We start from the raw sequence: 26,988 nt of genomic DNA, 5'->3' as shown, positions 1-26,988 counted from the left end.
AGAACACTTATATAAACAGCTATAGAACCACTCTCAACACATAATAAGGATAATAATATGAGCAAGAAAACTTATAATATTCGTACCGCAGGCCAAGCCAATATTCCTGTGCTAGGGCTAGGTACTTGGCAATCAACAGGCCAAGACTGTATCGATGTCGTCAGCCAAGCGTTAAAAATGGGCTATGAGCACATTGATACTGCGCAAGCTTATGACAATGAAAAAGAGGTCGGAGAAGGTATCAAGCAATCAGGCGTGGCGCGTGATAAGTTCTTTTTGACCACCAAGATTTTCCCGGATGATATGAAGTTTGAGCCAGAAAAGCTGATAGCAGCCGCTAAGCGCTCATTAGAAAACCTAGATACCGATTATGTCGATCTGCTATTACTGCATTGGCCTGATGATCGCGTGCCATTGTCTGAGACCATTCCTGCGCTGTGTGAACTGCAAAAACAAGGGCTGACGCGTCATATTGGGGTTTCTAACTTTAATATCGCTCATATCATCGAAGCCAAAAAACACGCTGATGTGCCTATTGTCGTCAACCAAGTAGAGTTTCATCCGTTTATCAAACAAAATACCCTGCAGACTTTTTTGAATAACCATCATATTTTATTAGAAGCCTATTCGCCACTGGCGCGCGGTGATGTGTTTGACAATGAGGTCATCAAAGAGATTGCGGATAAGCATGGCGTGACACCTGCGCAAATATCACTGGCTTGGATATTATCGGACAAAAACCGTGTGGCCATTCCCAAGACGTCCAATCCCGACCATCTACAAGGCAACTTGGATGCCATCGATGTCCAGCTTAGCGCCGATGAGTTAGAAAAAATCGGCAACTTAGCCCGTAGCGATGGCCGTAAGATAGAGCATCCTGACTATACGCCTGAATGGGATGACTAGGGCGTATCTTCAATTCAATCGATAGCCATCTAAATGGGCTGAAAATGGCTAAATCTGGCCAAACGGTGTCAGATAGCTGACTACTATCTCGATAGTATCTGCGCTATTTTCCTTATTTGACGGCGACTTATCTCGTTTTTATCGCCATTTCTAAAATGAGGACACGCCCTAATGTTTTTATCAAAACCCACATAAAAAAGCGCCGCTAATCAAACATTAGCGGCGCTTTTGCGGTCAGTGTGGCTATTTTTGAACGCTACTGCTGCAGCGTTTGGGTCTCATGGATTGGCTCTGCTGGATTGTACTGCTCAGAAGGCGGCGTCAATCCATTGCGATTGTTTTCTTTCATAGATTTGGCAACCTCAGGCGGCATGTAGTTTTCGTCGTGCTTGGCCAGCACTTCCCCTGCGACAAAGGTCTCGCCTTGCATTTTACCTGTGGCAACCACGCCTGAGTTTTCAGCAAACAAATCTGGCAAGATACCTTGATAAGTCACAGGCACCGTCGATTCAAAATCGGTAATCGCAAACTCCACACTCAGCGGATCATTTGGTGCCCGCTGCACGCTGCCAGCGACGACCATACCACCAGCACGGATACGCTTGTTTTGCGGCGCTTCCCCTTGGGCGATGGCCGTTGCATCAAAATAGTAGTCAGTCTGCTGCCCAATGGCATAGATGACCAACGCCACGGCTATCGCGGCTCCTGCCAGCGTAAACATCACCCACATCAGTTTTTTGCGACGAACTGCGTTCATACCACTACCTCATTGATGAGTCACTGTCTTATAGTCAAATCATTCTAAAAATAACATAGTGCTCTTGGGATAAATGTTGCGAGCATCGAACGATAACAGCACGCAAGTAAAATCTATACCAGTAGCGCGTTTAAATCTAAAACGATTTTACTTGGAACTGACCATATCAGTCATATCCAATGCAATATAAACCTATAAAACAGAACATATTAAAGAAACCACCATTAGAAAAACCTTTTTTAAATATTTTTCTAATCGTACTTTCTAGTGGCTATATAGTAGCATTTTTTGCGTCAATCAATAAGCCCCCAAGCCTTTATATCGCCATATAGTGACGATATAGACACCCTGCTCTTGCGAGCTAAACTGATGATATACAGATGGTTTTTTGACTACTTGGTTGTAGGATTGGAGGTGTTAGCAGTACGCTGTGCTTGCCGCGCTTGCTGGATGGTCAATTGCTTAATCAGCGCTTGGCGCTGCCTTCTGCTATAAAAAATAAAAGCCAGCACCACACCCACGGTAATCGCCCAACACGACCAGACAAACACGCCATGCTTACCCATGGCGATAAACTCAGACACGCTGTAAAAATAAGGCTGCATCATCATCTCCTAGCCGTTATTTGTTTTGTCCACGAATATATTCTTTGACCCAAGCCTTGCCTTGATCACGGTACAAAATCAACGTATTGGTGCGATAAATCGCCAAGGTCGCTACCAGTAAATAGCTACCGACGACCATGAGCAGCAGCGGCATCCACATATCGGCTGACATTTTTGGTGCGGCGGTCAAGGTAAAAGTTGAGCCTTGGTGCAAGGTATTCCACCACTGTACCGAGTATTTGATAATCGGCAGGTTGACCGCACCGACGATAGACAAGATAGCTGCCGCTTTGCCGCGGTTGGCGGTATGCTCAAAGGCGGCAAACAGCGCCATGACGCCTGCGTACAAAAACGCCAAAATCAGCATCGAGGTCAAACGCGCGTCCCAGACCCAATACGTCCCCCAAGTGGGTTTTGCCCAAATAGAGCCGGTGATTAAGCTGATCACACAAAGCAAAAACCCCAGCGGCGCAAGCGCTTGCGCCACCAAACTGGCCGTCTTGATTTTCCAAACCAAAAAGATAACCCCCAACACTGCAAGGGCAAAATAGATGGAGATGGCCAGACTGGCTGCCGGTACGTGGATAAATATAATACGATAGCTGTTGCCTTGTAAGTAGTCAGGCGGCGCAAATGCCAGCCCCCAGACACTACCGATTACAAGGCAAATACTGGCAAGTATGGCAAGCCACTTGACCCAAGGCGCAAAAATGCGAAAAAACTGCTTGGTACCAACAGTGGTCAAAAAGCCTTGCCAAATGCGCTGCCACAGGCTAGGAGATGAGACATTATTCAGGTTGGGCATGGGGATAAACCTATTTACACAGCATAGTGGTTTGACAGATATGGCATCATGGACGCTACGATATCATGATTGCTACTATCCGCTAACCTGCCGGCGTTAAACACTGGATAGAATCTACAAGTGACTTGTTTGTATCGTTAATTGGCTATTATAGCAAAGTTGCCCGTTTTCAACATGCTGTTGATATAAAGGTTTTTTAATTGAGCCACGCCATCTTTAAGGTCACAGCAATCACCCATGGCATCACCAGCACAGAGATGATGCTACCAGCTAATAACAGCGCTAGTATCGGCAAACCATTGAGACCTGTGGCAAACAAATCCACCGCCCCTGTGGCAAAAATCAATACCGGAAGCTGCATGGGCAAAGCTATCAGCGGCACCAGCACGGCACCGTTTTTTAATGACAGTGTCAAACTACTGGCGACGGCAGAGAGCATCAGCAGCATCGGACTGCCAATGACGATAGAGGCCAGCAATATCCACGCCTCAAACCAGCTAAGCTGAAATAGCGGCACCGCCAATAAGCTGAGCACCGCCACAATACCGCTACTAAAGATCCAATGGATGACTAAGCGGATTAGCACCCAAAGCGGTAGCGATGCTCTGGCAACCACCAACTGCGCCAGCGTGCCATTATCGAGCGCGGGCTTAAACAGCCCATCAACGCCCATCACCAATGACAAGAGCGCGGCAATCCACACAGCAGACACGCCTAAACGCTGCAACAGCGCAGGCTCACTACCGACGGCCAACGGAAACAAGGTAATAATCACTAAAAACAGTACGAGCGGATATAGCCACTGTACCGCACCTTGCTGCTTGACCTGCCATTCGCGCCGCCAGAGCTGCCCAAAGCTGATACCGCGCGTACCGTCAAAGATATTTGAGCGCGGCTTTGCTGCTTGCATTGGTGCAGACTGTACTGGGCTATCTGTCATTATTCATCCTTTTACTGATACTCATCGCCCTTATACCATATAGTCTGACAAATCGAGCACTTGATTGGCTACAGCGACTGCCTGATGACTGGTCATCAATATCGCGCCGCCCGCGCTGGCAAAGTCGCACAGCCTATCCTCCATTCGTGCCACCATATCGACATCCAGCGCGGTAAATGGCTCATCAAGTAGCCATAATGGTGTCACCGCAGGCGTCAATAAATACAATCTGGCAAGAGTAATACGCCGCGTCTGCCCAGCGGATAGATGGCTTGAGCTTACGGTCTCAAAGCCTTGTAATCCTACCCAAGTGAGAGCGGCATCAATGTTATCGGTGCTTGGCGCGATGCCATATAGATTGAGCAAAAACGTCAAGTTTTGTGCGACCGTCAGATTAGGATGGATACCCAGCTGATGCGAGACGTATAACGGCTGTACAGGTAAGCTCTCGACGCCTTGGTAGCGTACGGTACCTGTCAGCACAGGTAGCAATCCTGCCAGCTGCATGAGTAGCGTCGTCTTACCCGTACCATTGGCACCGACCAAATGGCAGATGCTACCAGCAGGTAAGTTGAGCACGACCTCTTCACATAAAGGCGTCTCACCGCGCTGGACGGTCAGCTTATCGAGCGCAAGTAAGGGTGCATCCAGTGCCGTCATCAAATCTCTCGTTATTTATTAAGCGTTAGCAATATTCATCACAACAAAACACCGCGTTCGTGACATAATAGTTGATGCGCATACCATTCACAAAAACTTGTCCGCGCTCCCTAAACAAATAAGGCTGACACCGACAATCGTATTTTTTAGGGTTGATATTACCCCAGCCACACAGTATAACAAATTGTCCATCACTATGACCTCAAAACCTATGCCGACTTCACAAGATAACCCTAGTTTAGAAACCCACCCTGCCCTCTCTCAGAGGCAAACAGCAGATGTCCAGCCAAGCACTCAGCCAAGTAGCCAGTCAAACACTAGCGCTGGCGCGCCTCTCAGTCTTGATAGTATCATCGAGGCACAAGTTGGCTTTATGCAGCAATGGCTTGGGGCACAAGCAGATACCTTGAGCGTGCAGGCATGTCAGTGGTTTGGCGAGCAGCCATTATGCCAGTACCTACAGGCTGATGATCTAAAGCGCCTCATCAATGACGGCTTATTACAGCAGCCGATGAGCGACGTCATGCGCACCGATATCCGTGATATCTTGCATGCCGTTATCTACCATCCGATCAATGACAATGTCCCATTGTCTGAGCTGATAGATGACACCCAAGTCGAGACCCTTGCCAGCTATATCGGCCGTCATGACGAGCAGCGCAACGCCCTTATTCATACGCTCATCGGCAACGAGACCTTTGCTGACCTACTCACACAGACGCTTTATCACGCTATCAATGATTTTATGGAAAATACGCTCGATAAAGCAGGCGGCGTGGGCAAACTGATGAAGCTTGGCCGTAGCTCGTTTGAAAAAGCCACCAATAAAAACCTAGATGAGAAGCTGCAAACTTATTTGCACCGTAACATCAAAGACTTGACGCAGCGCGCAGAAACCAACGCTCAAACGCACTTGTCTAACGATGAGGTCGCGCGGCTGTTGGTCATGGGCTGGTCACGTATCAAAGACCTACCGATCAGCGAGATACAGACATACCTAAATGACGAGGCTGATAATAGCAGTATCGAGCATATCGAGGCCAGCATTCAGCAAAGCTATAACCGCTTGCGCTTATCGCCCTATCTGCGCAGTCTAGTAGCAGCCAGCATCGACACGTGGTACAGCAATCATCAATCAGACACCATTGCGGCAGTGGCGGCGAGCCTACCTATCGATACCTCGCTTGCCTCACCACTGAGCACAGCATTACGACCGATCATACAAGACGCGCTTGACAGTCCATGGTTTACCGCTCATATTCGTGAGATGCTACAAGCTTTTTATGCGCAGCCTGCTATCAAAGATTCGTTTGCGGGGCGCGGCGATAAGCCCCGCTAATCACCCAGCGCGGTAGATGATAGGGGCGGCGTAGCAAACAGTATGGTCATCGGCAAAGTGACATTATTGTCTTTACGGTATTATCTTCACTGTAACGCTCTTACTTCTCTATCGGTCATGACAATCTTATGAGTCAACGTAACAAACTCAGCTTATGGCAACGACTCAAGCGGCTGCTGACAGAGGCCGCGCCGCCTGCTGTCGTCGATGACGATAATGACGACTTACGGCAAACCACGATCGATGATGAGCTCAATGGCAGGCCGTTATCTAGCGACAGATCTGCCAGCCGTCTAGACAGCAATTCAAACAGCCATATAGACGCCTCTGATAATGACAGCAAGCCTGTCGGTACCGCCCCTCCTCAACCTACGTCAGATAGCGCTCATCAGTCGCCCGATCCTACCGACACTCATATCGATATTGTCGAGTGCTTAAAACAATACTTTGAGCAAAAACAATGGCACTATGTCTACTATCGCCCAAGCAAAGGCGATCAGCGGCAGTCGCATCATTTGTCGCTAAAGATGCAGCATAAGCAGCTAAGCTGTGGCTATTTGTTTCGTGTGCCAGCAGAAAACAAACTGCTGGCCGTATATGGCATATTGCCTTTTTTGATTCCAGAGAGTCACCAAAGTGCCGCGATGTTATTGATTACCCAAATCAATTATGACATGCTGATTGGCAATCTAGAGATGGATATCAACGATGGTGAGATACGCTATAAATATGCTATCGATGTCGAAGCCGTCGGTATCAATGACGATATCATTGAGCATGTCTTACAAAGCGTCATCGCCATGACCACAGTCGCCCATGAGCTGTTTTATGATTTGATCAATCAGCAATATCCTGCCGAAGACATGCAAACGTTACTGACAGAGCTAAGGCAGCAATCGGATTCGCGAACCTTCTTTTTACCAACTCAGTATGTGCAGTAAGCCACTGATTCTGATGGCTATCCGTAGCTTTTACAATTCCTCACCAACCCCTTATTTTCAAAGCGTTTAAACTTATCTATCCTTAAAAACACTTTTCAAAAAAGACATGCTTTAACACTATGCTAAAAATTGCCTATTCTGACGTGTTTCGTTATAGCGTGCCTGACAAGCACCGCTTCCCTATGCAAAAGTACATCATGATTCCTGAGCGCTTGCTTGAAGAAGGCACCATCACCCATGATAATTTTTTTGCGCCAAAACGTCTGACAGAAGAAGAAATCTTAACCACGCATACAGCGGACTACTGGCATAAGCTCAAAACCCAAACGCTACCTCGTAAAGAAGCGCGACCTATCGGTTTTGAGATGACCGAGGCTTTGGTTGATCGGGGTCGTCATATCGCTCACGCCACTTATGAATGTGCGCTATATGCCCAGCAATATGGGGTGGCGATGAATGTCGCAGGCGGCACCCATCATGCGTTTGCCGATCATGGCGAGGGGTTTTGCGTGTTTAATGATGTGTGTGTCGCCAGTAATCTACTGCTTAATCGCAGGCAGGCGCAAAAGATTTTAATCGTGGATTTGGATGTGCATCAAGGCAATGGCAACGCCAGTATCATGGCGGATGAGCCGCGTGTTTTTGTCTTTAGTATGCACGGCGCTAAGAACTATCCATTTCGTAAAGAAATATCCGACTTAGATATTGAGCTGGATAACGATACGGGTGATGCAGAATATTTACAGATATTAAAAGACACTTTGCCGCGTTTGATCAGTGAGGTTGCACCCGATATGATTTTTTATCAGTCGGCGGTCGATGTGCTGGCAACTGATAAGCTGGGTAAACTTGGCTTAACGCAAGATGGTTGTAAGGCACGCGATGAGTACGTGTTGCAGCAAGCGAAAGCCGCTAGCATTCCAGTTGCTATCGTCATGGGCGGTGGTTATTCAGAAGATATTGAAGATGTGGTCGAGGCGCACTGCAATACCTTTCGCATCGCCCAGCAGCTGTATTTCGGTGAAATGGCTGGTTAAGGTTCAGCGCATGTATGGTCGATACAAAAGAGTAAAATAAGATTAGCGAGGCTTATATGGCAAAGATATTGATTATTATAGGGGCTGTACTGGTCATTATCGGGGTTATTTGGCTGCTGTTTCCTAGCGCATTTTCTTGGATAGGTAATCTGCCAGGCGATATTAAGCACACCTCAGGCAATACTCGGGTTTATTTTCCAGTGGTCACTATGATAGTCATCAGTGTTATCGCAACCATCGTGTTAAATTTATTCAATCGCTAACCTGAAAAGCACTCCCTATAGTCAACTTACTTTAAACCGAGTCAGTGCTATTGGGAGGTTTTTTGCGCAGCATCGAACGATAGCAGCACCCAAGCAAAATTTATACCAGTAGCGCATCATTATTGATGGTGCGATTTTATTCGTATTGACTACAAAAACGCCATCACCCCCTGCCAGCCCACACGCAGCCCCAATACGGTGAGAATCACTAAAATAAGCTGACGAAAGCGTGCTTGCGGCAAATAACGACGCAGGCGGATACCAACCAGCAGCATCGCTATAGACAGGATGCTAAGGATCGCTATCAGCTGCCACTCACCACGGCCAAGCGCCATGATTGGCTCACGCAATACGATGATTTGAGCGATTTTACCTAAGAAATAACACATATTGCCGACTTTGGCGATGGTGTTTTTATCATTGCTGGCAGAGAGCAAATACATCATCAGGATGGTCGACATCGCGTTGGTCGCACCGCCAATAACGCCTGCACTAAAACCAACGATAATCAGTACTGGCTTGCTATCAGGCAGGCGAATTTGCTTACCAAGTAAGCTACTGACCACATAATAGCCAATGACCGCCGCCAGCAGTACTAAGATGTACGCGCTATCGACCCACAGTAGTAGCTTTGCCCCCAAAATACTGCCAAGTAGACTGGTCAACGCCAGCAGCCAGTAGCGTCTGCCATAATAGATAAAGTTTTGCCAAATACTACGGCCACCGCCCGCCAGCCACGTCAGCGCGTTGAGCAGTAATGATGGAAAAATAATCAGTACAATGGCGTATGGCAGCGGGTACATGCTCGCAAGTGCAGTGGTGGTGACCAAGGTGACGCCCAGCCCACTGATACCATGCAGCAGTGATGCTAGCGCAAAGATAGCCATCAGTAATACGGTCTGGGTACTTGTATCATCCATCATACCTACCACACCGCCTTAGCGCCCGATTTGACCCAACTGATCTGCATCACTATTCTGACATCACCATATAGCTGTGCTTTGATAGCTGTGCCGTGATTGAGCTATCACTAAGCATCGTACCGCTGCCAGAGGGTCTCACCGATAATACGGGTCAACTGCTCAGCGATTTTATCCTTGCTTGCTTTTTCTAACGTGACACTGTCGTGCTCATAACGCTCGGAGAAAAACACTTGCATGGCGTTATCATCACTGGCAAATCCAATATCCGCGCGAGACACATCATTGCAAGCAATCAAATCCAAGTCTTTGGAGACAAGCTTACCACGTGCATAACGCTCGACATCTTGCGTCTCTGCTGCAAAACCCACGACAAATAGCTCAGGATACGCAAGCGAGATAGTCGCTAAGATATCAGGGTTTTTTACCAAGTCTAGTGTCATCGACTCTTGGGTTTTTTTGATTTTTTGCGGCGCCGCGTCTCGGGTACGATAGTCAGCGACAGCCGCGGTGGCAATAAAGACATCAGCGACTCTAGGCTCGTCATCAGTGACATGGTCGTGCATATGAGTGTGAGTGTGATCGTCTTCGTGCTCATGCGTCTCACCGCAGCCACAGTCATCGTGATGCTCGTGCGAATGGTCATGAGAATGCTCAGAATGGTGTTCATGCTCATCTTCGAGCACATACTGTAGTGTCGCATGCGTACCTGCCACACACTGCTGAGCCGTCAGCAACATCTCTTCGGCAGACAGCACATCGATACGCGTGACATTGAGCGGCGTCGGTAAACCCACCTTGCCACCTGCTATCAAGACCACCTCGGCACCGGCAGCCACGCAAGCGCGCGCTAACGCAAAGCCCATCTTCCCTGATGAATGATTGGACAAGTAGCGCACTGGATCGATCGCCTCGACCGTCGGCCCTGCAGTAATGACCACTCTTTTACCAGCCAATAGCTGCGGCGTGGTCTGCATGGCATTGAACAATAGCACTTCGGCCAACAGCGCCTCAGGCTCAGGTAAGCGGCCGGCGCCCACATCACCGCACGCTTGCTCACCGCTGGCAGGGGTGATGATTTGATAGTTCATATCACGTAGGGTTTGTACATTGAGATTGACCGCAGGGTGCGCCCACATCTGCTGGTTCATCGCTGGCGCAACCAGCACCGGCGCGCTCGTCGCCAGACAGACTGTGGTGAGCAAATCGTCCGCCATACCCATCGCTAGGCGTGCCAAGGTATTGGCAGACGCAGGCGCGATGACGACCAAATCTGCCCATTTTGCCAGCTCGATATGCCCCATACCCGCCTCCGCTCGCTCATCGAGCAAAGAGATATGCACCTCGTTACCCGTCAGCGCCTGCAAGGTCAGGGGCGTGATAAAGGCTTGCGCGCCGCTGGTCATGATGACGCGCACATCAAAGCCTGCTTTGACAAGCAAGCGAGCAAAAATAGCGGATTTATAAGCGGCGATACCGCCGGTGATAGCGAGCACGATATTGGACATAAGCATGGCATCAATAAAAAAGTGGAAAGATAAATTGCGCTTATAGTAACAATTATGAGATAAATTGGGTAAAAATTTACGTATTTCGCCCATTTATCGATACGGGCGTGTTTATTAAAATAGCACTTTTAGGAAATAATAATGGCAATCAAGGACTGGCACGAAGACGACCGACCGCGTGAGAGACTACTCAAACATGGGGCAGCAAGCTTGTCTGACGCTGAGATTTTGGCGATATTTTTACGTACGGGTACTCAGTCACAGTCGGCAATCGAGCTGGCGCGGCATCTTATCGACCAATTCGGCAGCCTCGCTGAGCTGTTGGCCGCCCCGCAAGACACCGTCCTCGCCTGCCATGGCATCGGCCCTGCCAAGTACGCTCAGATACTGGCCTCGCTTGAGATGGGGACACGCTACTTGGACAGTCAACTAAAAACAGGGCAAGCGCTTGGACGCTCTCAAGTGGTCAAAGACTATATCAGTACCCAGCTTCGCGGCGAGCACCGCGAGGTCTTTGCCGTACTGTGCTTGGACAACGCACTCAATTTATTAAATTTTGAGATACTGTTTACAGGCGGTATCTCCTCCTGCTCTGTCTGTATCAAACACGTCCTGCGCCATGCGTTGAGTCATGCAGCCAATCAGCTTATCATCGCCCACAATCATCCGCACACCGATGCGACCCCATCGACTGCCGACGATGTGCTTACCTATGAGCTAAAAAAAGCCTGCGACCTAATCGACTTGTCACTGGTGGATCATATCATCGTGGGGCGCAACAACACGTTGTCTTATGCCGAAAACGGCTTTGCACCTTTTTCTTAAATGATAAAAATAGCGATAGTCATCCCATAATCGCCATACCTAGCGTCTTATGATACATATTTTCGACACAGCGTAGCACTTTCGCTATTGATAGTCATCGACAACTGTTTCATATTGATGGCTAACTGTGTCTTTCGTAGAGATTTGACTCTCAGTATTTTGACTTTCAGTATTTTGACACACGGCCATAAATAACACTTAAAGACCCACGTCAGAAAAACCATAACTATATGTATCTGACCTGCATTCACACATTTTTACGCTATTGTTTGGCGTTATAAAGGAGACAGTCATGGCAATTGGCTTATTTATTTTGGCAATATTCATTCAATTAGCCATGGTCTTGGCCATCTTTTTGATGTCCTTATCACGTGTCACAGGCAGTATCGTCGCCCTTGCCACCGTTATCATCACTGCTATTATCAGCCCGTGGTCGCTTGTTTTGGGTATTCCAATCGCGGTGTTGTGCTTGATACTGCTTATCTCGCCGCTGCGGCAGTCCCTTATCACCAAGCCGGTCTATAAGACGCTGGGCGGTGCAATGCCCAGCATGAGCGATACTGAGCGAGAGGCGCTGGATGCTGGCACCAGCTGGTGGGAAAAAGAGCTGTTTATGGGTGCGCCCAATTGGGACACTTTTGCCAAATATCCTTATCCAGAGCTGTCAGATGAAGAGCAAAGCTTCATCGATAACGAAGTAGAGACGCTGTGCGCCATGCTTGATGAATGGAAAATTCAGCATGAGGATAAAGAGCTTTCGGCTGAGGCATGGCGATTTATCAAAGACAATGGCTTTTTGGGTTTGATTATTCCAAAAGAGTTTGGCGGCCGAGCGTTTAGCTCTTATGCCCAAAGTCGGGTGATGAGCAAAATCGCCTCACGCTCGCCGACAGCAGCAGTGAGCTGCATGGTGCCAAACTCACTCGGTCCAGGCGAACTGCTCATGCATTATGGTACTAATGAGCAAAAACAGCGCTGGCTACCGGGACTGGCAAGCGGTGATGAAGTGCCTTGCTTTGGTTTGACAGGGCCTGAAGCAGGCTCTGATGCAGGCGCGATACCGGATACTGGTGTGGTGTGTTATGGCAGGCATGAAGGCGAGAACGTGCTCGGCCTACGGATGAATTTCTCAAAACGCTGGATTACTTTGGCTCCTATCGCGACAGTCGTGGGCTTAGCCTTTAAGATGCACGATCCAGAAGGCTTGCTTGGAGATGCTAAAAAGACCGACTACGGCATCACTTGTGCGCTGATTCCCGCCGATCACGAGGGCGTGGTCATCGGGCCTCGTCACAACCCTATTGGCTCGCCCTTTATGAATGGTACGGTCGATGGCAAGGATGTCTTTATTCCGCTGGACTATATCATCGGCGGCGTCGAAAACGCGGGGCGCGGCTGGCGTATGCTGATGGAGTGCTTGGGCGTCGGCCGCGGCATCTCTTTGCCTGCTCTGTCCACGTCGGCCAGTGAGATGACCTATCTGTCTGTCGGTGCCTTTGCCAAAGTCCGCGAGCAGTTCAAAATCTCTGTTGGTAAGTTTGAAGGAGTACAAGACGCCACCAGCCGTATGGCCAGTCATACCTATATGTTGGAGGCGTTTCGTCATCTCGTCACCTGTGGTCTCAACCAAGGGGGCACACCATCGGTCATGACGGCCATGGCAAAATACTACGCTACCGAAACCATGCGTGAAGTGGTCAATGACGGTATGGATGTGGTCGGTGGCCGTGCGGTACAGATGGGGCCACGCAACTTTTTGGCAACGCCTTATCAGGCAATCCCTGTCTCTATCACCGTTGAGGGTGCCAATATCTTGACGCGCTCACTGATGATATTTGGTCAAGGAGCGATGCGCTGCCACCCTTATCTGTTTGATGAGCTACAACTGCTACAAAGCGAAGACAAACACCGCGCTATCCGCGAGTTTGATACTCTATTCTTTAAGCATTTGGGTTATACCTTTAACCGCGGGGCAAAAGCCTTTGTCGCAGGCTATGTCGGCGGCAGCAATCATGTGCCAAGCTTTGCCGATCGCTTTACCCGTCCTTACTATAAGCACATCAACCGTTTGAGCGCCAGCTTTGCCTTGACTGCCGATATGGCGTTGGGGCTGCTCGCAGGTGATCTAAAGCGTAAAGAGATGCTCTCTGGGCGTCTGGCTGATATTCATAGTCATTTATTTATCGCGACGGCCATCTTGCAGTTTTATGAGTATGGCAGCAAGTCTGAAGCGGAGCGTTTGCATGCCGAAGTCGCTTTACAAAATAGCCTGTTCACCATCCAAGAAGCGTTTGAGTTATTTTTTGAAAACTTCCCGAATCGCTTTGCCGCAGCGTTGGTTGGATTTGTGACTTTCCCCAGTGGCCGCATCTTTACGCCGCCAAGCGACGAACTAAAACGTCAGCTCGGTGATACCTTTATGGAAGACTTTGAGGCCAATCCTTTTCGCGATTACCTCAAGACCATGGTCTATTACAACACCGATGAAGACGATGTGACGGGCCGTATGGAAAACGCCTATCAGACCTTATTGGGTATCGAGCCGCTATGGCAAAAATTTAAAAAGGCGGAGCACAAAGACAGTTTTGCCGGTCTGAGCTTTGAAGACCATGTGGTCTATGCCAGCCAAAACGAAGATATCACCGAAGAAGAAGCCGAAGTGCTTATCCAATACAATGCCATACGTTTTGATTCGCTATTGACCGATGTCTTTGACAAGCATCTATCAAAAGCGCAGCCACGCTTTAACCCTCATACGCTCGAAAATGCGGTCAATCAGTTGACTGACTATGCTGAGCGCAAACGGGCGGCGCAAGCTCAGAGTGACGCCGCGCCTGATGATGAGTCTGCTACCGACACGGTCACTGACACAGCAGCCAATAACATAGCAGCGGGCGCAGCAGAAGGCTTGCAAGCTTTAGCAGATGAACCAACAGGCGATGACAATCCCAATCATGGCTATGAGCCTGATGGTGAGGTAGAAATGGTCGCAGAGCAAGACTCTCAAAAGGAAAGACAGGCTCAGACTGACTTTGATGACTCTCATCCTGAGATTGATGCCTTGGATGCACGTCACCGTGACGCCGCCTCGCACCTCAATGAGCGTATGGGCAACAATCATCGTAGCACAGCCTCAGAGCGCGCTGAGCCAGACAGCGCTCAACATCTACATGGCACCCAGCTAACGGACAATGCCGACCAGATAGATCCTGACCATGCCAATACTGATGACATCAATAATAAAGGCATCAATCAAAAAGACAGGGCGCAAAAAACGCAGTCTATCGACGAGCACCTAGACGAGCTAGGCGATAGTGAGCCATGGCAAAACGAACACCGCCGCGAGGAAACCAAAAACTAAGCGATGGACTATTTAGAAAGCGTCCTTTTAAAAGTGCCTGTTTAAAAACACTGTTACTTATTAGCGCGTGTCCTTATTTAGAGAGCTATCGATAGAATTAAGAGTACACTTAGCCTCTCATCTTGATAGACTTATGTTTTATAGTAAGGTGATTCTTACCAGTGGCCTGAGACTTAACCATTGATATATTACTGTCATTTTAAGAAAAGACTGCCGCGGTTAGGCAGTCTTTTTTTTGTCCGAGCGTTTTTGTTCATCGCACCCTTTTGATGATGACATTTAACAAAAATGCGTTGGTGCTGGTTTAAATGTCGATATTTTAGCGACGTTAGCCTAATGATTATGGTGCTTTTGGCGATTTATAGCATCAGATCTGTTTTTTGCTGAGTGATTATCTCAACCAATTTTTTGACAAAAAAGCTTAAACCGCCTTTAATCAGTTATAGATTATTATTTAAGTCATAAAAAAATCTTGCAGTAACCTTAACAATTATTTTATATTGTCGAATAGCCTGACATGAAATGACAGACAAAATTTTGCAGATGCAACACCATCAGGCGTAAGGATGGCAATCATAAACGCATTGGTTTAGTAGCACCCTTGATACTGAATGTTGCGGATAAAAGGATAGAGTTTATGTGGAAAAATATGGGACTAACGGGCAAGATCATCGTTGCCATGGTGCTCGGTATCATACTGGGATTATTTATCAACTATTCAGGACTGAACGCTGAGGGCGGTTTTGTTAGTACATATATCACCAACGGGTTTTTGGCCATCATCGGCAAGCTATTCGTCAACTCCCTCAAAATGCTGGTCGTGCCTTTGGTACTTATCTCGCTGATTTGCGGGGTGTGCGGTATTGGTGATATTCGTTTGCTTGGGCGCATAGGTACCAAGACTTTCCTAATCTATATGATGACGACCGCACTTGCCATTGCAACTGCTATCGGACTTGGGTTTTTATTTGGTATCGGTAAAGGCATGGAGGTTGAGACAGAAGCAGCATTTGAAGCCAAGTCTGCGCCACCTCTACTCGATGTTTTTTCAAATATCATTCCGTCGAACCCCATCAGTGCGATGGCAAATGGCGACATGCTGTCGATTATCTTCTTTGCCATCTTGATCGGTATCAGTATTTTGATGGTCGGCAAACCTGCCAAAGGATTGGTACAAAGCTTGGAGCTGATTAATGAAGTCATCTTAAAGATGGTGACCATCATTATGAATCTTGCGCCTTATGGGGTTTTTGCGCTATTGACCAAAGCCATGGCGGAGCTGGGCTTAGATCTGATTTGGTCGTTGCTCGGTTATGTTGCAGTACTGATTGGCTCACTGGCTTTCCACTTTTTTATCACTATGATGATCGTGCTAAAGCTGTTTTCTGGTCTGTCTATTAAGACGTTTTTGGCAAAAATGCGCGAAGTACAGATTTTTGCTTTTAGTACCTCAAGCTCGAACGCCACCATTCCGATCACGCTGCGTACCGTCACCAAGCGTATGGGTGTCAACAACTCAGTAGCCTCGTTTACCGTGCCTTTTGGGGCGACCATCAACATGGATGGTACGGCCATCATGCAAGGTACGGCGACCATCTTTATTGCCAATATTTATGGTATTGATTTGGGTGTGACTGAGTATCTGACAGTTATCTTGATGTCGGTGCTGGCCTCTGTCGGTACCGCAGGCGTCCCTGGTGTGGGCTTGATCATGCTGTCTATGGTATTTGCTCAAGTCGGCCTGCCTATCGAAGGTATCGGTCTGATCTTGGGTGTGGATCGTATCCTTGATATGCTGCGTACGGCAGTCAACGTCGGCGGCGATGCAGCAGTGACAGCAATCGTGGCAAAATCTGAAGAAAAAATGGACGTCGCTATCTACAACGATCCTGCGGCAGGCACCAAAGACGTCTTTGATGGTCACATCGATGAAGACAATGAGCGTGAGTTCTCTCAAGTGTTTAGTGATGGCATCATGGGTAGTGAGTACGATGATATTGATCGTCGCCGCTAATCAATAAAGCGTTTATTTATTCATTTATAAAAACCTTAGTTCACTTTTGAACTGAGGTTTTTTTTATGGCTGCACTGCCTATAAACAGGCTGTATCGATACTCAATAAAGCATATAGTCAGTTGAAAACAAAACTGTCATAAGTTCTAAAGCGCTACTGGGATGCTGTTTTTAAACGTAGGCTGCGCAGCCTCTGGGAACGCAGCACGCAAGGAAAATTTATACCAGTAGCGCTACAACATTTTTAAACTGAATCTACTATAGATTGCGTTAGCCAATCACATACTTGGTAATCATGGCAAGGCAGACCAGCACGATGACAGGACGAATCAGTTTACTTCCCCCTTTGACCACCATATGCGAGCCAAAATACGCCCCTATCGTCTGTCCGACCATCATTGCCAGACCGACTTTCCACAACACATTACCGCCCAAAATAAAAAAAATCAGCGAGCCAATATTGGTCGATAAGTTCAAAACCTTAGCCGCGCCTGTTGCCTCGATGATCTGCCGACCACGTAGCGCCACATTACCCAGCGCAAAAAACATGCCCGTCCCTGGCCCGATATACCCATCATAAAACCCAATCAATGGCGCCACAATTTTTTGCCACTTGCCCTCTGAGATACGCGGCGCCGCTTCCACCTCGCCGAGCTTGGGCGCAAACAAAGTATAAATCCCAATAGCAGCAATCAAAAACGGAATCAGCTTTTCGAGTAGATCCGGCGGTGACATCTGTACAGCGATGGTACCGATGACTGAGCCAATAAAAGCCCCGACAATCGCCACCTTTATACTTTTAGGGTTGATGACGCCCTTTTTTATCATCGTAATCGAGGCCGCTAGCGCACCCGAGGCGGCTTGTAGCTTGTTGGTGCCAAGCGTGAGCACTGGCGGGATATTGGCAAGTAGCATGGCTGGTATGGTGAGTAGTCCACCGCCGCCTGCAATGGCATCGATAAAACCGGCTATTGCGGCCACCGCCGTAAGCATTAAGATGATCTCGATAGAGAGGGATAAGTCCATGACGCTGACCTGCAAAATTGATAAGAAAAATCAGCCTCGATATTGAGGCTGCCTGTACCGTTATCTATCAGCGGATACACCGACCTGCTGACACATTTATACCCATAAGTGGCACTGTAGAGTGACGCTCATTATAAAGATAAAAACGTAAAAAAAGCCAAAAACGTAAAAAAGTCTGCTAGATTTGTCTAAGACATGCCCTCGATTCAATCGATAGTCATTTAGATGGGCTAAAGATAGTGACGCGCGCTGGATAGTCAGTAACGACTTATCACTATATTTACCAGTGTTATCATCGTTATAATATCACTATTGTGGATATAGCAAGACGTGCTTATGACTTTGGGTTGACGTATTTTGTTGTCTATATGAATCAGAGTATGAGAAACTGTTGCTGTCTGTTTGTATGGCGCGCTAAGCGGCCGCATCGATATTTGAGGTTATTGAATTGTTTGGCAATTCGTTTTTAGTAATTTGTATTTAGGAAATGAGGGTAATATGGCAATACGAAGGATTAAGGCATTTTTTGAATTTGAGGCAGCAGGCGGCATCGTGTTAGCACTGGCTGCCATTGCTGCAATGATCATTGCCAACTCCCCTTTGAGTACGTGGTATGAAGGCTTTATCCATGCCCCTGTTGCCATTCAAATCGGTGATTTTGCGATTGCCAAAGACGCCCATCATTGGATCAATGACGGCCTGATGGCGATTTTCTTTTTTTTGGTCGGCCTTGAGCTCAAGCGCGAAGTGCTCATCGGTGAGCTGTCCAATGTCAAACAAATCATTTTGCCAGCAGGCGCGGCCATCGGCGGGATGATCATGCCCGCTGCAGTCTATCTGCTCTTTAACTATAGCGAGCCTGAGTTTTGGAAAGGTTGGGCCATTCCTGCCGCCACAGATATCGCTTTTGCCCTCGGTATCTTAAGCCTACTTGGCAGTCGCGTCCCAAACTCTCTCAAAGTATTTTTGGTATCGATTGCTATTTTTGATGATATCGGCGCGATTTTGATCATTGCCTTGTTTTATACCAGCGAACTATCCCTTGAGTCATTGGCCTTTGCAGGGCTATGCTTGCCATTTTTGTATTTGCTAAACCGTCGCAACGTGACCAGTATCACCCCCTACCTACTCATCGGCGTCATCATGTGGATAGCCGTCCTTAAGTCGGGTATCCATGCGACATTAGCAGGCGTGGTGTTGGCGTTGTTTATTCCTATGTTTGATCGCACTGACCCTGAGCACTCCCCTGTCGAAGAGCTAGAGCATGACCTACACAACACCGTGGCTTTTGGTATCTTGCCACTATTTGCCTTTGCCAACTCAGGCATCTCTCTCAAAGGCGCAGGTTTTGCAGAGCTGTTTCACTCTGTACCGCTGGGGATTGCCGCCGGTCTATTTATCGGTAAGCAGTTGGGTGTCATGGCGATGTGCTGGTTGATCTTCAAGCTCGGTATCTCAACCATGCCAAAGGGCATGAATTATAAGCAAATTTATGGTGCTGCGTTGCTTTGCGGTGTGGGTTTTACCATGAGCTTATTTATCGGGGGCCTTGCTTTTGCAGGCGACACCACGTTATTTGATGAGCGTCTAGGCATCATCATGGGCTCTATCGTCTCTGGGATTGCAGGTTATCTCATGCTAAAAGTCAGCCTAAAAGACAACGTCAGCGGCACCTCAGTCGATTTGACACGGCCTCAGCCATAATCCATCATCAGAAGAAGGCGAGCTATTTTGCGGTTATTTAGCCAACACATAGCTCACTGCTTTCTTCTTTAAGCCTTAACAGTAAAAAACAATAACCGTAGAAAAACCAGCACCACAAGCCATGTTTGGATAAAGGCAGTAAGCGCAATGACACCTCGCCTCGTGACATCTAGATGCACACTGGGCGCAACTGATAACAGCAGTTTTAGGAGATGACCATGCAAGGACTTATCAGATCTATATCGCTTAGTCTGCCTATCCTTGGCAGTATGTTTTTACTATCATGCGCGACTCTCTCCAAACAACAATGCCTGATCGGTGATTGGCAAACGATAGGCTATAACGATGGCGTGGCAGGCTACTCCTCAGAGCGCCTCGCTTCACACAGCAAAGCCTGTGCCAAAGCGCATGTGACCCCTGATTATCTTGCGTGGGAGCGCGGCCGCAAGCTTGGTCTGCAGCAATACTGTACGAGCACCAATGCTTACAATGTCGGTCGCCGCGGGCGTAGGTTAAACAACGTCTGCCCTGCTGCTATGGTAAACCATCTTCAACGGGCCAATCAGCACGGCCTAGCCTACTATCGTCTAGACAACCAGCTCGACACAGACAGACGCTTACTAGATGAGTATCAAGCAGAGTTTGATCAGCTTGAGAGCGGCGCGATGCTAGACTTTGCCAACGAAAAAGACGCTCGCAAACGGCTGTTGTTTTTGGCCGATGAGCTTGGGTCGATCAAACGTCGCCTCGATGACACACAAAGGCAGCTCGATATGCTCAACCACACGTCTAAATATTAGGCCATAATAGAAAGCCTACCGATAAAGGCATTTGCTACCTATGGATCCAAACAACACAGCGCAGCCCCAGCCGGCGTGCTCATCAAAACCGAGCCAACCTACCTCTGCATCGTATCAGCGTCATGGGCGTACCACAGCGATTGATGATCATCATGACCTACAGGTCTTAAAGCGGATCAGGCGCTATTTGCTGCCCAAAGATTTTGTCATCTCGCAAGATTTATTAGAGGAGATGGTCGCAGGCTACGACATCGGCGACCCCCTGACAGATACGCTCGCGGCTGACGGCCTGCGTTTTGCCAAACCTTTACAGCAGCTTATCCTCAACAAAACCGACAGTAAACTCGCAGCTCATCCGTCCTTTTGTGCACTGGCTGAGCAGTTTAGTGATCATCCTACTTGGTTTGACCCACAGCTTGCACAGACTGGGGCCGTCGCCTATCGGCGCTATCCGCTGATGCTGATTTGGCTGCTGCGAAATGTGGCATTGATGGCAGGTTATAGCATCCCTGCCCTATCGCTGCCACTGATCCAAACTGGCGCGTTGATGCACGATGCTCTACCAAGACTCATGCGCACTTATGCTTATATTTTGGCTGTCTCTGAGCATCCATTATTGCCCAAAACAAGCACACGTATGCCGCGCACACGAGTGCCTATCGATAGCGTTTTGGCGATTGGCTCTGAGGGTTGGCGTCAGTCGATTCAGGTGCGGCAGATTCACACACTCGTGCGGCAAAACTTGCTCAGTGGCAAAAACAACGCGGCAAAAGGCGTCGTCACAGAGGCCGATCAGCATCGCAACCCTGATGGCAGCTGGAACACTGCTTATTGGGGTGTACCGATCAACCAAACTGATATGATTGCCACTCATCTGCAGTTCTCGTTACTGATTATGCGCGGGCTACGGCTGCTTGGCGCGCGTATCAGTAGCGAGGAGGCCGAGGGGATTTTGCATTTATGGAATCTTGCCAGTTACTGGATGGGTGTGGATTTAGATCGTCTACCAAAGGATGAGGCCGCCTGCTGGGAGTGGCTCTACACTTACTTGTCCATTCAACAGCTAGACTTTGAGATGGGACGACCTTTAGCAAAAGCCCTACACGATCTGCCGCGGCAACTGATGGGCGAAGACAATCGCCGCGGGCGTTTTGTAGAGATGGTCAATGCCAGTGTGACACGTACTCTGGTCGGTGATGATATCGGGGACGGCTTAGCGCTACCAAAATCGAAGCTCCGGTTTGGTGTCTTATCCTCCGTGCCTATCTTGTTTGCGCTCGATACCGCCCGTCAGCACAACCAAACGGTAGCCGCCAAACTAGAAGCCTTTCGCGCCAAACGTCAAGACAATATGAACTGGTGGCTCAAAAAAAACGACGCCTATTATCAATGACACAGCATTTGTCGGCTCAGCTCATTACAATCTTACAATCGGCTGTCTTGCACGCGGTAATACCATTCTAACTGCCGATCAAAAGCTGTCTCTAATAAGCTGGCAATGACGCGGCCTGTCAGCCCCCAGACCGTCTCGCCATCGACTTGCCAGCTGGGCGTAAGTATCGTCGCCACCTGATCTTGCATGGCATATTCTATCGCGTACTCAACGGTAGGCTGCGTGAGTAACGCCTCAAAATCTGCCCAAAAAATACGCGATATCTCACCGATTTCAGGCACCAGTACCAAATCAGGCGCGATCAAAGCCACGATTGGACGCACGCTCATGCCGCTTTTGGAGGTCTGAATGGGTAGCTGACCGATTAGCTGCACCTTGTTGGGCGGGAGTGCCGTCTCTTCGCAGGCTTCACGTAGCGCTGTGACGACGTTATTACCATCTCCTATCTCGTATTTACCGCCAGCGCAAGATACCTCGCCTGCATGGCTATTCATGTGCGCAGCGCGCCGCGTCAAAAGCAGCTTGGGATGGCGCTCATGGGTGATGGCCACCAGTATCGAAGCATCGGCAATGGGCGTCTGGTATAGGCTGTCTAAGACACGCGCGCTGCGAGAGCTTTGCTGCGCGGTATGCAGCGCTGAATCGGCCAACGCATTTAACGTCTCTTGCTGAACCCGCTCGGTCAATTGCCTGAGTGTCGGATAGCGAATAAAAGGTGGTATAGCAACTGACTGCTCATCTAACTGCACAGTCTGGGAAGGGAGTAACATGATCTTGCCCTATGTTTTTATCAATATGTGGCGTGACTAGCTGTAGACTAGCGTACTCTTCATGCAGCTGCATGCTATTTGTGTGACTGTTCATTTGTCAGGAGGTATTCGTCATGAGGTGTTTGCCATGAACGTCTCAAATCGTATCGACAGACAGGCGCCGCGTATTGTTTTTATAAGTCAATGTGTTTTATGGGTTAGCGTGACCGCTTATGACAAACGGCAATGATGGCTTGCCACGATGCCACGATACCACGGGCTTTGCTGTCATTTATTAGACTATGACCCGCCAGCGATATGCAGCGTTACTGTTATCATGCTGCGCTACGAGCAAAATGTGTGCTATCTTAAGGCGGTGCTTGCTTATTAGAATAACATCTTGCAGCACCGCTTTACCGGTATCCTGATAGCACACACAAAAACCAACGTATGAAGAGCGTGCGCGCCTGACCATGACGGGGTGTTTTTGCCATTAGGAGTCCTGACTCTTTATCTCTTACGCTTACTACATTTATAAAGGCAGTTGATATGCGCTATTGTCTCCAATGCGGTCATCAAGCAGAACGAAAAATACCAGCCACGGATAATATGCCGCGTTTGGTATGCCCAAATTGCAACTATATTCACTACGAAAACCCAAAAGTCATCTGTGGGTCGCTGGTCGTACATAAAGACAGAGTGCTGCTATGCCGCCGCGCGATAGAGCCGCAATACGGTCTTTGGACGATACCGGCAGGCTTTATGGAAAACGGGGAAACCATGGCAGAGGGCGCCGCGCGTGAGAGCTACGAAGAAGCGGATGCGGTGGTGTTAAACCCTCATCTGTACTGTATCTATGATCTGCCAGACATCGGACAGATATACTCGATTTATTTGGCCGATCTCAAAGACGGTGCGTATGGTGTCGGCTCTGAAAGCCTTGATTGTGCATTGTTTAGCGAAGAAGACATCCCATGGGATAGTCTCGCCTTTGAAGCGGTGCGCCGCACTTTACGAAGCTACTTTGCCGATCGACAGCAGTTCAGCCAATTGTCTGAGTTTCCTATTCATCAGGATATGATTGGCAAAGACTTGAGTATCAAACGTTTTTAAACACCTTTGAACGTTGACTCAATCATCAGTCTTTTTACCACAAACTATAAAAGCAGACAATAACCTAGTATTGTCTGCTTCATAAATGCTCACAGTGACAGATTGGTTTTTATCCAAAAAATCCCATTAGCTCTTTATTTTGCAAACGTTAAAGCCGAGGTTTTTCACGGTTTCTTCTTTATCATAAGGCGCTAGTACTGCACGTACATGCTGTTGCCCTTGCAGGTATTGCTTGGCCACACGCTGTAGGTCCGCCACCGTCACATCCAATATGGCGGCGCGCATCTTACGTTGCCATTTGACGCCGCGATGGTGTAGATCAGCAAAGCAGGCTTTGACCGCCTCGCCAGCTGGGGAGCCTGGCTTATCCATACCCGAGATGATACCTAAGATGGCTTCTTCTAACTGCTCATCGGTCTGCGGTTCATTTAGTAGCCACTCAATACTGGCCTCAAAATGCGCAAAAGTCTCAGCACACTGCGGGTCGCGGTAGCTAAAGAATTTAAAAGCGCAGGCATTGGCGTCATAGCCTGCGCCGCCGCCGTAAGCACCGCCGCGCTCACGGATGGCGCTGTGTAAGTAGCCATTGCGCAGATACGGCGCTAATACCATCAAAGCGGCGGTATCAGGATGATCGGCCGCTGGCACACGATAAGCGCTGGCATTATGATAGACGTTGGTCGGTACTAGCCATGCCAAGTCCTCAACATCGAGCGCAGCGCTGCTCTCTCGTGTCTTAATGGCGTCTGTCTCGCCATTTAACGCTGCCGCAAGGTGCTGCTCGGCAAACTCACTTGGTATAGTGTCTTCGATAGTCGCATCAGAGTCATTTAATTGTGCGGCAATCTTTGGTGCTTGGCTGTTTTTCCAGCTCTCAACGATTAAGTTACTTAAGCGCTCGGTTTGCTCAGCTTCACAAATGATCACGGCATGCTTGGGCAAGCTGATCACACGCTGGTGCAAGTCCATCAGGCTGGTTGCCAATTTATCCCACTGCGTGTCATCATCACTGGCATGCGCCAAAAAGTCTTTTAGCGCGTTTAGTGCAGGCAAGCCACTACGCACATACTCAAGCTGCGCTTGACGGCTCATACCGCGGCTGGCGGTTTGCATGGCATAAGAATGCCCAGAGCCAGCCAAATTCGACTGCCAGCCCGCTTGACGCTGCTGCAAAATCTCTTTGATACGGTCATGCTCGCTAAAGACGCTATGCTCCATGACCTCTTTGAGCAAATCAATCGCTTCAGGCTTGCGGTTGAGGGCACGGGTCGCCACCACAAAATAACTGCTGATCGTTTGGCTATCATCGATACTGGTGCGCTGGCTGATACGCGCCGTCACGCCAGAAGAATGTGCCGCTTGCTTGGCCTGCATCTCATGAGCATTCATCGAGTCAGTACCCAGCTCTGATAGTAGGCTTAAATAAATCGGTAGCAGTGGATGATTGATCACCTCGTTCACAGGCAGACTACTGGTGTCCTGATTGCCAATGGCATCGGTCAACGGCACAATCACTTGATAATAATACAAGCCGTTGGTGCCCGCTTCATATTCAAACAACGTACTGTCTTGCCCGCTTAGGCGCACTTGCTTTTGCGTGCCTTGCTTAAAGCTGATATCGGTCGGGACATCCTCCAGTCCGACTTTTGGCAATAGGCTTAAATCATCAGGCGCTGCTTGCCGCGCTGCCAAATCAAGGGCTTGCTGTTTTAAGATGGCTTTATCATCAGCGCTCAAGTCCATCGCGGTGGTATCGAGACGGGTCTGCTCTGCTGCAGCAAGGCGCGCTGATTTTTCACTATCTGGCGTTAGCGTCACGCGCACACGGTGCTGATTGTCGAGCAGATGGGTTTTGATAAGATTTGGTAGCCACTGTGCGTCTTTTACTTGCTCACGCAGCCACTGCAAATGCTCATCCACTTCCCAGACGTCGATCGGATTGCCATCATGAATGGCCGTGCTAAAGCCTTCGAGCATCAAATTTAAACCATAAGGGATGCTATCGCCGCCGATATGGCGCTGATCGATCTCAATTTGGTGCAAAATGGTCTCAATCGTATCATCATCGATCGGTTTACTGGCCACTTCAGTCAGTAAATCCATAATACCCTGCTCTACTGCCTCGGCATGCTCAGGGTTGGAGCCGCGTAGACCGGTATAAAATACCATTTCATAATGGCTGTCATCGAGTCCCAATAACGGACTTGGCGCTTTGCCAAGCGGATGACTGTCGAGATAGGCACGCAATGGCGAGCCAGCATGCTCGACCAACACGCCTTCTAGCAGACGCAAAGCCAGACGCTGCTTGGGATCGGTGATCGATGGCAGCAGCCACGCCACCACATGATGGGTTTGGTCAGGGCCCGCTTCGTCAGCCGTATAAGTGTCGACCGCGCTGATCGGCGCAGGCAGGCGCTGCTCTGGACGTGAGACGTGTTTTTTACCCGCTTCAAACTGGCTCAAAGCATCGTTATGGATTTTCGCTTGGGTCTCGGCGACCGGAATATTACCAAAGCTCATAATCACGCTGTTTGATGGATGATAATGGCTTTGATGGAACTCAACGAGCTCGGCGTGGGTCAAATCAGGAATATCCGCAGGATCACCGCCCGAGTTATAATGATAAGTGGTCGTTGGGAATAAATGATGAGCGACCGTATGATAGAGCTGGTCGATCTCGCCGCTCATCGCGCCTTTCATCTCATTAAAAACAATACCTTTAAACTGCGGTTTGTCATTTTCGTCCAATTCTACGCGGATACCTTCTTGAGCAAAATCAAGCGGATGAATATTGGGGAAAAACGACGCATCAAGATACACCGCCAGCAAATTGAAGTAATCGTTTTTATTTTGTGTGGCATACGGATACGCTGTCCAGTCGGCCGCGGTCATGGCGTTCATAAAGGTATTTAATGAGCGCTTAATCATCGAAAAAAACGGATCACGAACCGGAAACCTTGCCGAGCCGCACAGTGCCACATGCTCCAAGATATGTGCCTCACCCTTTGAGTCCATCGGCTGAGTGCGAAAGCCAACCAAAAAGGCGTTTTCATCACTTGGGTGCGCCAAATGATAATGCATCGCGCCGGTTTTGACATGCTGACTGATCAGCACGTCCATTGACAACGCCTCGATATGGCGATGCTCAATCAACTCAAACGCTGGATGGAGCGTTAGATCGGCGATAAATGGCGTGTCAGTCATAGTGATCCTTATCAAATTATAATACATAGGGTGCCGTAGTAGATGGGGCTGCTGTTTTGATAAGTCAAGCGATCTGAGCGTTAATATTCTACGTCGCCCCTTCTCTTTATGAGTCGATT

The 26,988-nt window shown here is 48.6% G+C and carries 22 protein-coding genes; 12 read left to right on the top strand and 10 right to left on the bottom strand.

Annotation, left to right across the window (positions count from 1 at the left end; translation table 11 throughout):
* Positions 1–57: 57 nt before the first annotated feature.
* Complete coding sequence (locus AADH33_RS01985; protein WP_348549392.1) at positions 58–906, top strand: aldo/keto reductase; 849 nt, start codon at positions 58–60, stop codon at positions 904–906.
* A gap of 256 nt (positions 907–1,162) precedes the next feature.
* Here the strand turns inward: AADH33_RS01985 and ccmE are convergent, their stop codons facing one another.
* The 5 genes from ccmE to ccmA form a co-directional block, all read right to left on the bottom strand.
* Entirely contained in the window at positions 1,163–1,663 is a 501-nt protein-coding gene (gene ccmE / locus AADH33_RS01980; protein ID WP_075100381.1) for a cytochrome c maturation protein CcmE, read from the bottom strand.
* A 392-nt stretch (positions 1,664–2,055) separates the two neighbouring features.
* Entirely contained in the window at positions 2,056–2,268 is a 213-nt protein-coding gene (ccmD, locus tag AADH33_RS01975) for a heme exporter protein CcmD (RefSeq protein WP_075100380.1), read from the bottom strand.
* Between the two features lie 16 nt (positions 2,269–2,284).
* Positions 2,285–3,073 (bottom strand): heme ABC transporter permease CcmC, encoded by a 789-nt coding sequence (ccmC, locus tag AADH33_RS01970; protein WP_075100379.1) that lies wholly within the window; start codon positions 3,071–3,073, stop codon positions 2,285–2,287.
* A gap of 196 nt (positions 3,074–3,269) precedes the next feature.
* The gene (locus AADH33_RS01965) at positions 3,270–3,983 is read right to left on the bottom strand and encodes a heme exporter protein CcmB (RefSeq protein WP_348549934.1); all 714 of its coding nucleotides are present in this window, start codon (positions 3,981–3,983) and stop codon (positions 3,270–3,272) included.
* A gap of 60 nt (positions 3,984–4,043) precedes the next feature.
* Entirely contained in the window at positions 4,044–4,673 is a 630-nt protein-coding gene (ccmA, locus tag AADH33_RS01960) for a heme ABC exporter ATP-binding protein CcmA (RefSeq protein ID WP_348549391.1), read from the bottom strand.
* Between the two features lie 211 nt (positions 4,674–4,884).
* On the opposite strand from ccmA, the gene AADH33_RS01955 reads away from it, so the two are divergent.
* The 4 genes from AADH33_RS01955 to AADH33_RS01940 all read left to right on the top strand — a co-directional run bounded on the left by AADH33_RS01955 (position 4,885) and on the right by AADH33_RS01940 (position 8,253).
* The gene (locus AADH33_RS01955) at positions 4,885–6,012 is read left to right on the top strand and encodes a hypothetical protein (RefSeq protein ID WP_348549390.1); all 1,128 of its coding nucleotides are present in this window, start codon (positions 4,885–4,887) and stop codon (positions 6,010–6,012) included.
* 128 nt (positions 6,013–6,140) lie between these two features.
* On the top strand, positions 6,141–6,953 hold the full coding sequence (locus tag AADH33_RS01950) for a YbjN domain-containing protein (protein ID WP_348549389.1): 813 nt from the start codon (positions 6,141–6,143) through the stop codon (positions 6,951–6,953).
* Positions 6,954–7,072: 119 nt separating this feature from the next.
* Entirely contained in the window at positions 7,073–7,990 is a 918-nt protein-coding gene (locus tag AADH33_RS01945) for a histone deacetylase family protein (RefSeq protein ID WP_348549388.1), read from the top strand.
* A gap of 56 nt (positions 7,991–8,046) precedes the next feature.
* Entirely contained in the window at positions 8,047–8,253 is a 207-nt protein-coding gene (locus AADH33_RS01940; protein WP_075100375.1) for a DUF2905 domain-containing protein, read from the top strand.
* A gap of 149 nt (positions 8,254–8,402) precedes the next feature.
* Here AADH33_RS01940 and AADH33_RS01935 read toward each other — a convergent pair whose 3' ends face one another.
* Positions 8,403–9,176, bottom strand: a complete 774-nt coding sequence (locus AADH33_RS01935; protein WP_348549387.1) for a sulfite exporter TauE/SafE family protein — start codon at positions 9,174–9,176, stop codon at positions 8,403–8,405.
* A 107-nt stretch (positions 9,177–9,283) separates the two neighbouring features.
* Positions 9,284–10,681, bottom strand: coding sequence for a bifunctional phosphopantothenoylcysteine decarboxylase/phosphopantothenate--cysteine ligase CoaBC (gene coaBC / locus AADH33_RS01930; protein ID WP_348549386.1), 1,398 nt, complete (start codon positions 10,679–10,681; stop codon positions 9,284–9,286).
* A 141-nt stretch (positions 10,682–10,822) separates the two neighbouring features.
* Between coaBC and radC the strand changes: the two genes are divergently transcribed.
* The 3 genes from radC (at position 10,823) to AADH33_RS01915 (ending at position 16,881) form a co-directional block, all read left to right on the top strand.
* A complete protein-coding gene (gene radC, locus AADH33_RS01925; RefSeq protein ID WP_100750050.1) occupies positions 10,823–11,506 on the top strand; it encodes a RadC family protein in 684 nt (227 codons plus the stop codon).
* Positions 11,507–11,798: 292 nt separating this feature from the next.
* Positions 11,799–14,867, top strand: a complete 3,069-nt coding sequence (locus AADH33_RS01920) for an acyl-CoA dehydrogenase (protein ID WP_348549385.1) — start codon at positions 11,799–11,801, stop codon at positions 14,865–14,867.
* Between the two features lie 637 nt (positions 14,868–15,504).
* Complete coding sequence (locus AADH33_RS01915) at positions 15,505–16,881, top strand: dicarboxylate/amino acid:cation symporter (protein WP_317053262.1); 1,377 nt, start codon at positions 15,505–15,507, stop codon at positions 16,879–16,881.
* Positions 16,882–17,150: 269 nt separating this feature from the next.
* On the opposite strand, the gene AADH33_RS01910 is transcribed toward AADH33_RS01915, so the two are convergent.
* Positions 17,151–17,906, bottom strand: coding sequence for a TSUP family transporter (locus tag AADH33_RS01910; RefSeq protein ID WP_075100371.1), 756 nt, complete (start codon positions 17,904–17,906; stop codon positions 17,151–17,153).
* Positions 17,907–18,404: 498 nt separating this feature from the next.
* On the opposite strand from AADH33_RS01910, the gene nhaA reads away from it, so the two are divergent.
* The 3 genes from nhaA to AADH33_RS01895 all read left to right on the top strand — a co-directional run bounded on the left by nhaA (position 18,405) and on the right by AADH33_RS01895 (position 21,803).
* On the top strand, positions 18,405–19,610 hold the full coding sequence (gene nhaA, locus AADH33_RS01905; protein ID WP_348549384.1) for a Na+/H+ antiporter NhaA: 1,206 nt from the start codon (positions 18,405–18,407) through the stop codon (positions 19,608–19,610).
* Between the two features lie 218 nt (positions 19,611–19,828).
* On the top strand, positions 19,829–20,410 hold the full coding sequence (locus AADH33_RS01900; RefSeq protein WP_348549383.1) for a DUF2799 domain-containing protein: 582 nt from the start codon (positions 19,829–19,831) through the stop codon (positions 20,408–20,410).
* Between the two features lie 40 nt (positions 20,411–20,450).
* A complete protein-coding gene (locus AADH33_RS01895; RefSeq protein ID WP_348549382.1) occupies positions 20,451–21,803 on the top strand; it encodes an oxygenase MpaB family protein in 1,353 nt (450 codons plus the stop codon).
* A 32-nt stretch (positions 21,804–21,835) separates the two neighbouring features.
* Here the strand turns inward: AADH33_RS01895 and AADH33_RS01890 are convergent, their stop codons facing one another.
* Positions 21,836–22,573 carry an NUDIX hydrolase gene (locus AADH33_RS01890; RefSeq protein ID WP_100750056.1) on the bottom strand — a complete coding sequence of 246 codons (738 nt, stop codon included), beginning with the start codon at positions 22,571–22,573 and terminating at the stop codon, positions 21,836–21,838.
* A gap of 528 nt (positions 22,574–23,101) precedes the next feature.
* Between AADH33_RS01890 and AADH33_RS01885 the strand changes: the two genes are divergently transcribed.
* Entirely contained in the window at positions 23,102–23,665 is a 564-nt protein-coding gene (locus AADH33_RS01885; protein WP_075100367.1) for an NUDIX hydrolase, read from the top strand.
* A gap of 126 nt (positions 23,666–23,791) precedes the next feature.
* Here AADH33_RS01885 and AADH33_RS01880 read toward each other — a convergent pair whose 3' ends face one another.
* Positions 23,792–26,869, bottom strand: coding sequence for an insulinase family protein (locus tag AADH33_RS01880; protein ID WP_348549381.1), 3,078 nt, complete (start codon positions 26,867–26,869; stop codon positions 23,792–23,794).
* Between the last annotated feature and the right edge of the window lie 119 nt (positions 26,870–26,988).

Source organism: Psychrobacter sp. KFRI-CH2-11 (assembly GCF_038239325.1).
Taxonomy (GTDB): Bacteria; Pseudomonadota; Gammaproteobacteria; order Pseudomonadales; family Moraxellaceae; genus Psychrobacter; species Psychrobacter celer.
This window is presented reverse-complemented; position numbering and strand designations above follow the sequence as displayed.

Bases quoted from the DNA above. Each gene is read 5' to 3' on its own strand.
- ccmE (WP_075100381.1), bottom strand. From the start codon at position 1,663: ATGAACGCAGTTCGTCGCAAAAAACTGATGTGGGTGATGTTTACGCTG.
- AADH33_RS01950 (WP_348549389.1), top strand. From the start codon at position 6,141: ATGAGTCAACGTAACAAACTCAGCTTATGGCAACGACTCAAGCGGCTG.
- ccmD (WP_075100380.1), bottom strand. From the start codon at position 2,268: ATGCAGCCTTATTTTTACAGCGTGTCTGAGTTTATCGCCATGGGTAAG.
- AADH33_RS01910 (WP_075100371.1), bottom strand. From the start codon at position 17,906: ATGGACTTATCCCTCTCTATCGAGATCATCTTAATGCTTACGGCGGTG.
- coaBC (WP_348549386.1), bottom strand. From the start codon at position 10,681: ATGTCCAATATCGTGCTCGCTATCACCGGCGGTATCGCCGCTTATAAA.
- nhaA (WP_348549384.1), top strand. From the start codon at position 18,405: ATGGCAATACGAAGGATTAAGGCATTTTTTGAATTTGAGGCAGCAGGC.
- AADH33_RS01900 (WP_348549383.1), top strand. From the start codon at position 19,829: ATGCAAGGACTTATCAGATCTATATCGCTTAGTCTGCCTATCCTTGGC.
- AADH33_RS01965 (WP_348549934.1), bottom strand. From the start codon at position 3,983: ATGCAAGCAGCAAAGCCGCGCTCAAATATCTTTGACGGTACGCGCGGT.
- AADH33_RS01920 (WP_348549385.1), top strand. From the start codon at position 11,799: ATGGCAATTGGCTTATTTATTTTGGCAATATTCATTCAATTAGCCATG.
- AADH33_RS01940 (WP_075100375.1), top strand. From the start codon at position 8,047: ATGGCAAAGATATTGATTATTATAGGGGCTGTACTGGTCATTATCGGG.
- AADH33_RS01880 (WP_348549381.1), bottom strand. From the start codon at position 26,869: ATGACTGACACGCCATTTATCGCCGATCTAACGCTCCATCCAGCGTTT.
- ccmC (WP_075100379.1), bottom strand. From the start codon at position 3,073: ATGCCCAACCTGAATAATGTCTCATCTCCTAGCCTGTGGCAGCGCATT.
- AADH33_RS01890 (WP_100750056.1), bottom strand. From the start codon at position 22,573: ATGTTACTCCCTTCCCAGACTGTGCAGTTAGATGAGCAGTCAGTTGCT.
- radC (WP_100750050.1), top strand. From the start codon at position 10,823: ATGGCAATCAAGGACTGGCACGAAGACGACCGACCGCGTGAGAGACTA.
- AADH33_RS01885 (WP_075100367.1), top strand. From the start codon at position 23,102: ATGCGCTATTGTCTCCAATGCGGTCATCAAGCAGAACGAAAAATACCA.
- AADH33_RS01935 (WP_348549387.1), bottom strand. From the start codon at position 9,176: ATGATGGATGATACAAGTACCCAGACCGTATTACTGATGGCTATCTTT.
- ccmA (WP_348549391.1), bottom strand. From the start codon at position 4,673: ATGACGGCACTGGATGCACCCTTACTTGCGCTCGATAAGCTGACCGTC.
- AADH33_RS01915 (WP_317053262.1), top strand. From the start codon at position 15,505: ATGTGGAAAAATATGGGACTAACGGGCAAGATCATCGTTGCCATGGTG.
- AADH33_RS01945 (WP_348549388.1), top strand. From the start codon at position 7,073: ATGCTAAAAATTGCCTATTCTGACGTGTTTCGTTATAGCGTGCCTGAC.
- AADH33_RS01955 (WP_348549390.1), top strand. From the start codon at position 4,885: ATGCCGACTTCACAAGATAACCCTAGTTTAGAAACCCACCCTGCCCTC.
- AADH33_RS01985 (WP_348549392.1), top strand. From the start codon at position 58: ATGAGCAAGAAAACTTATAATATTCGTACCGCAGGCCAAGCCAATATT.
- AADH33_RS01895 (WP_348549382.1), top strand. From the start codon at position 20,451: ATGGATCCAAACAACACAGCGCAGCCCCAGCCGGCGTGCTCATCAAAA.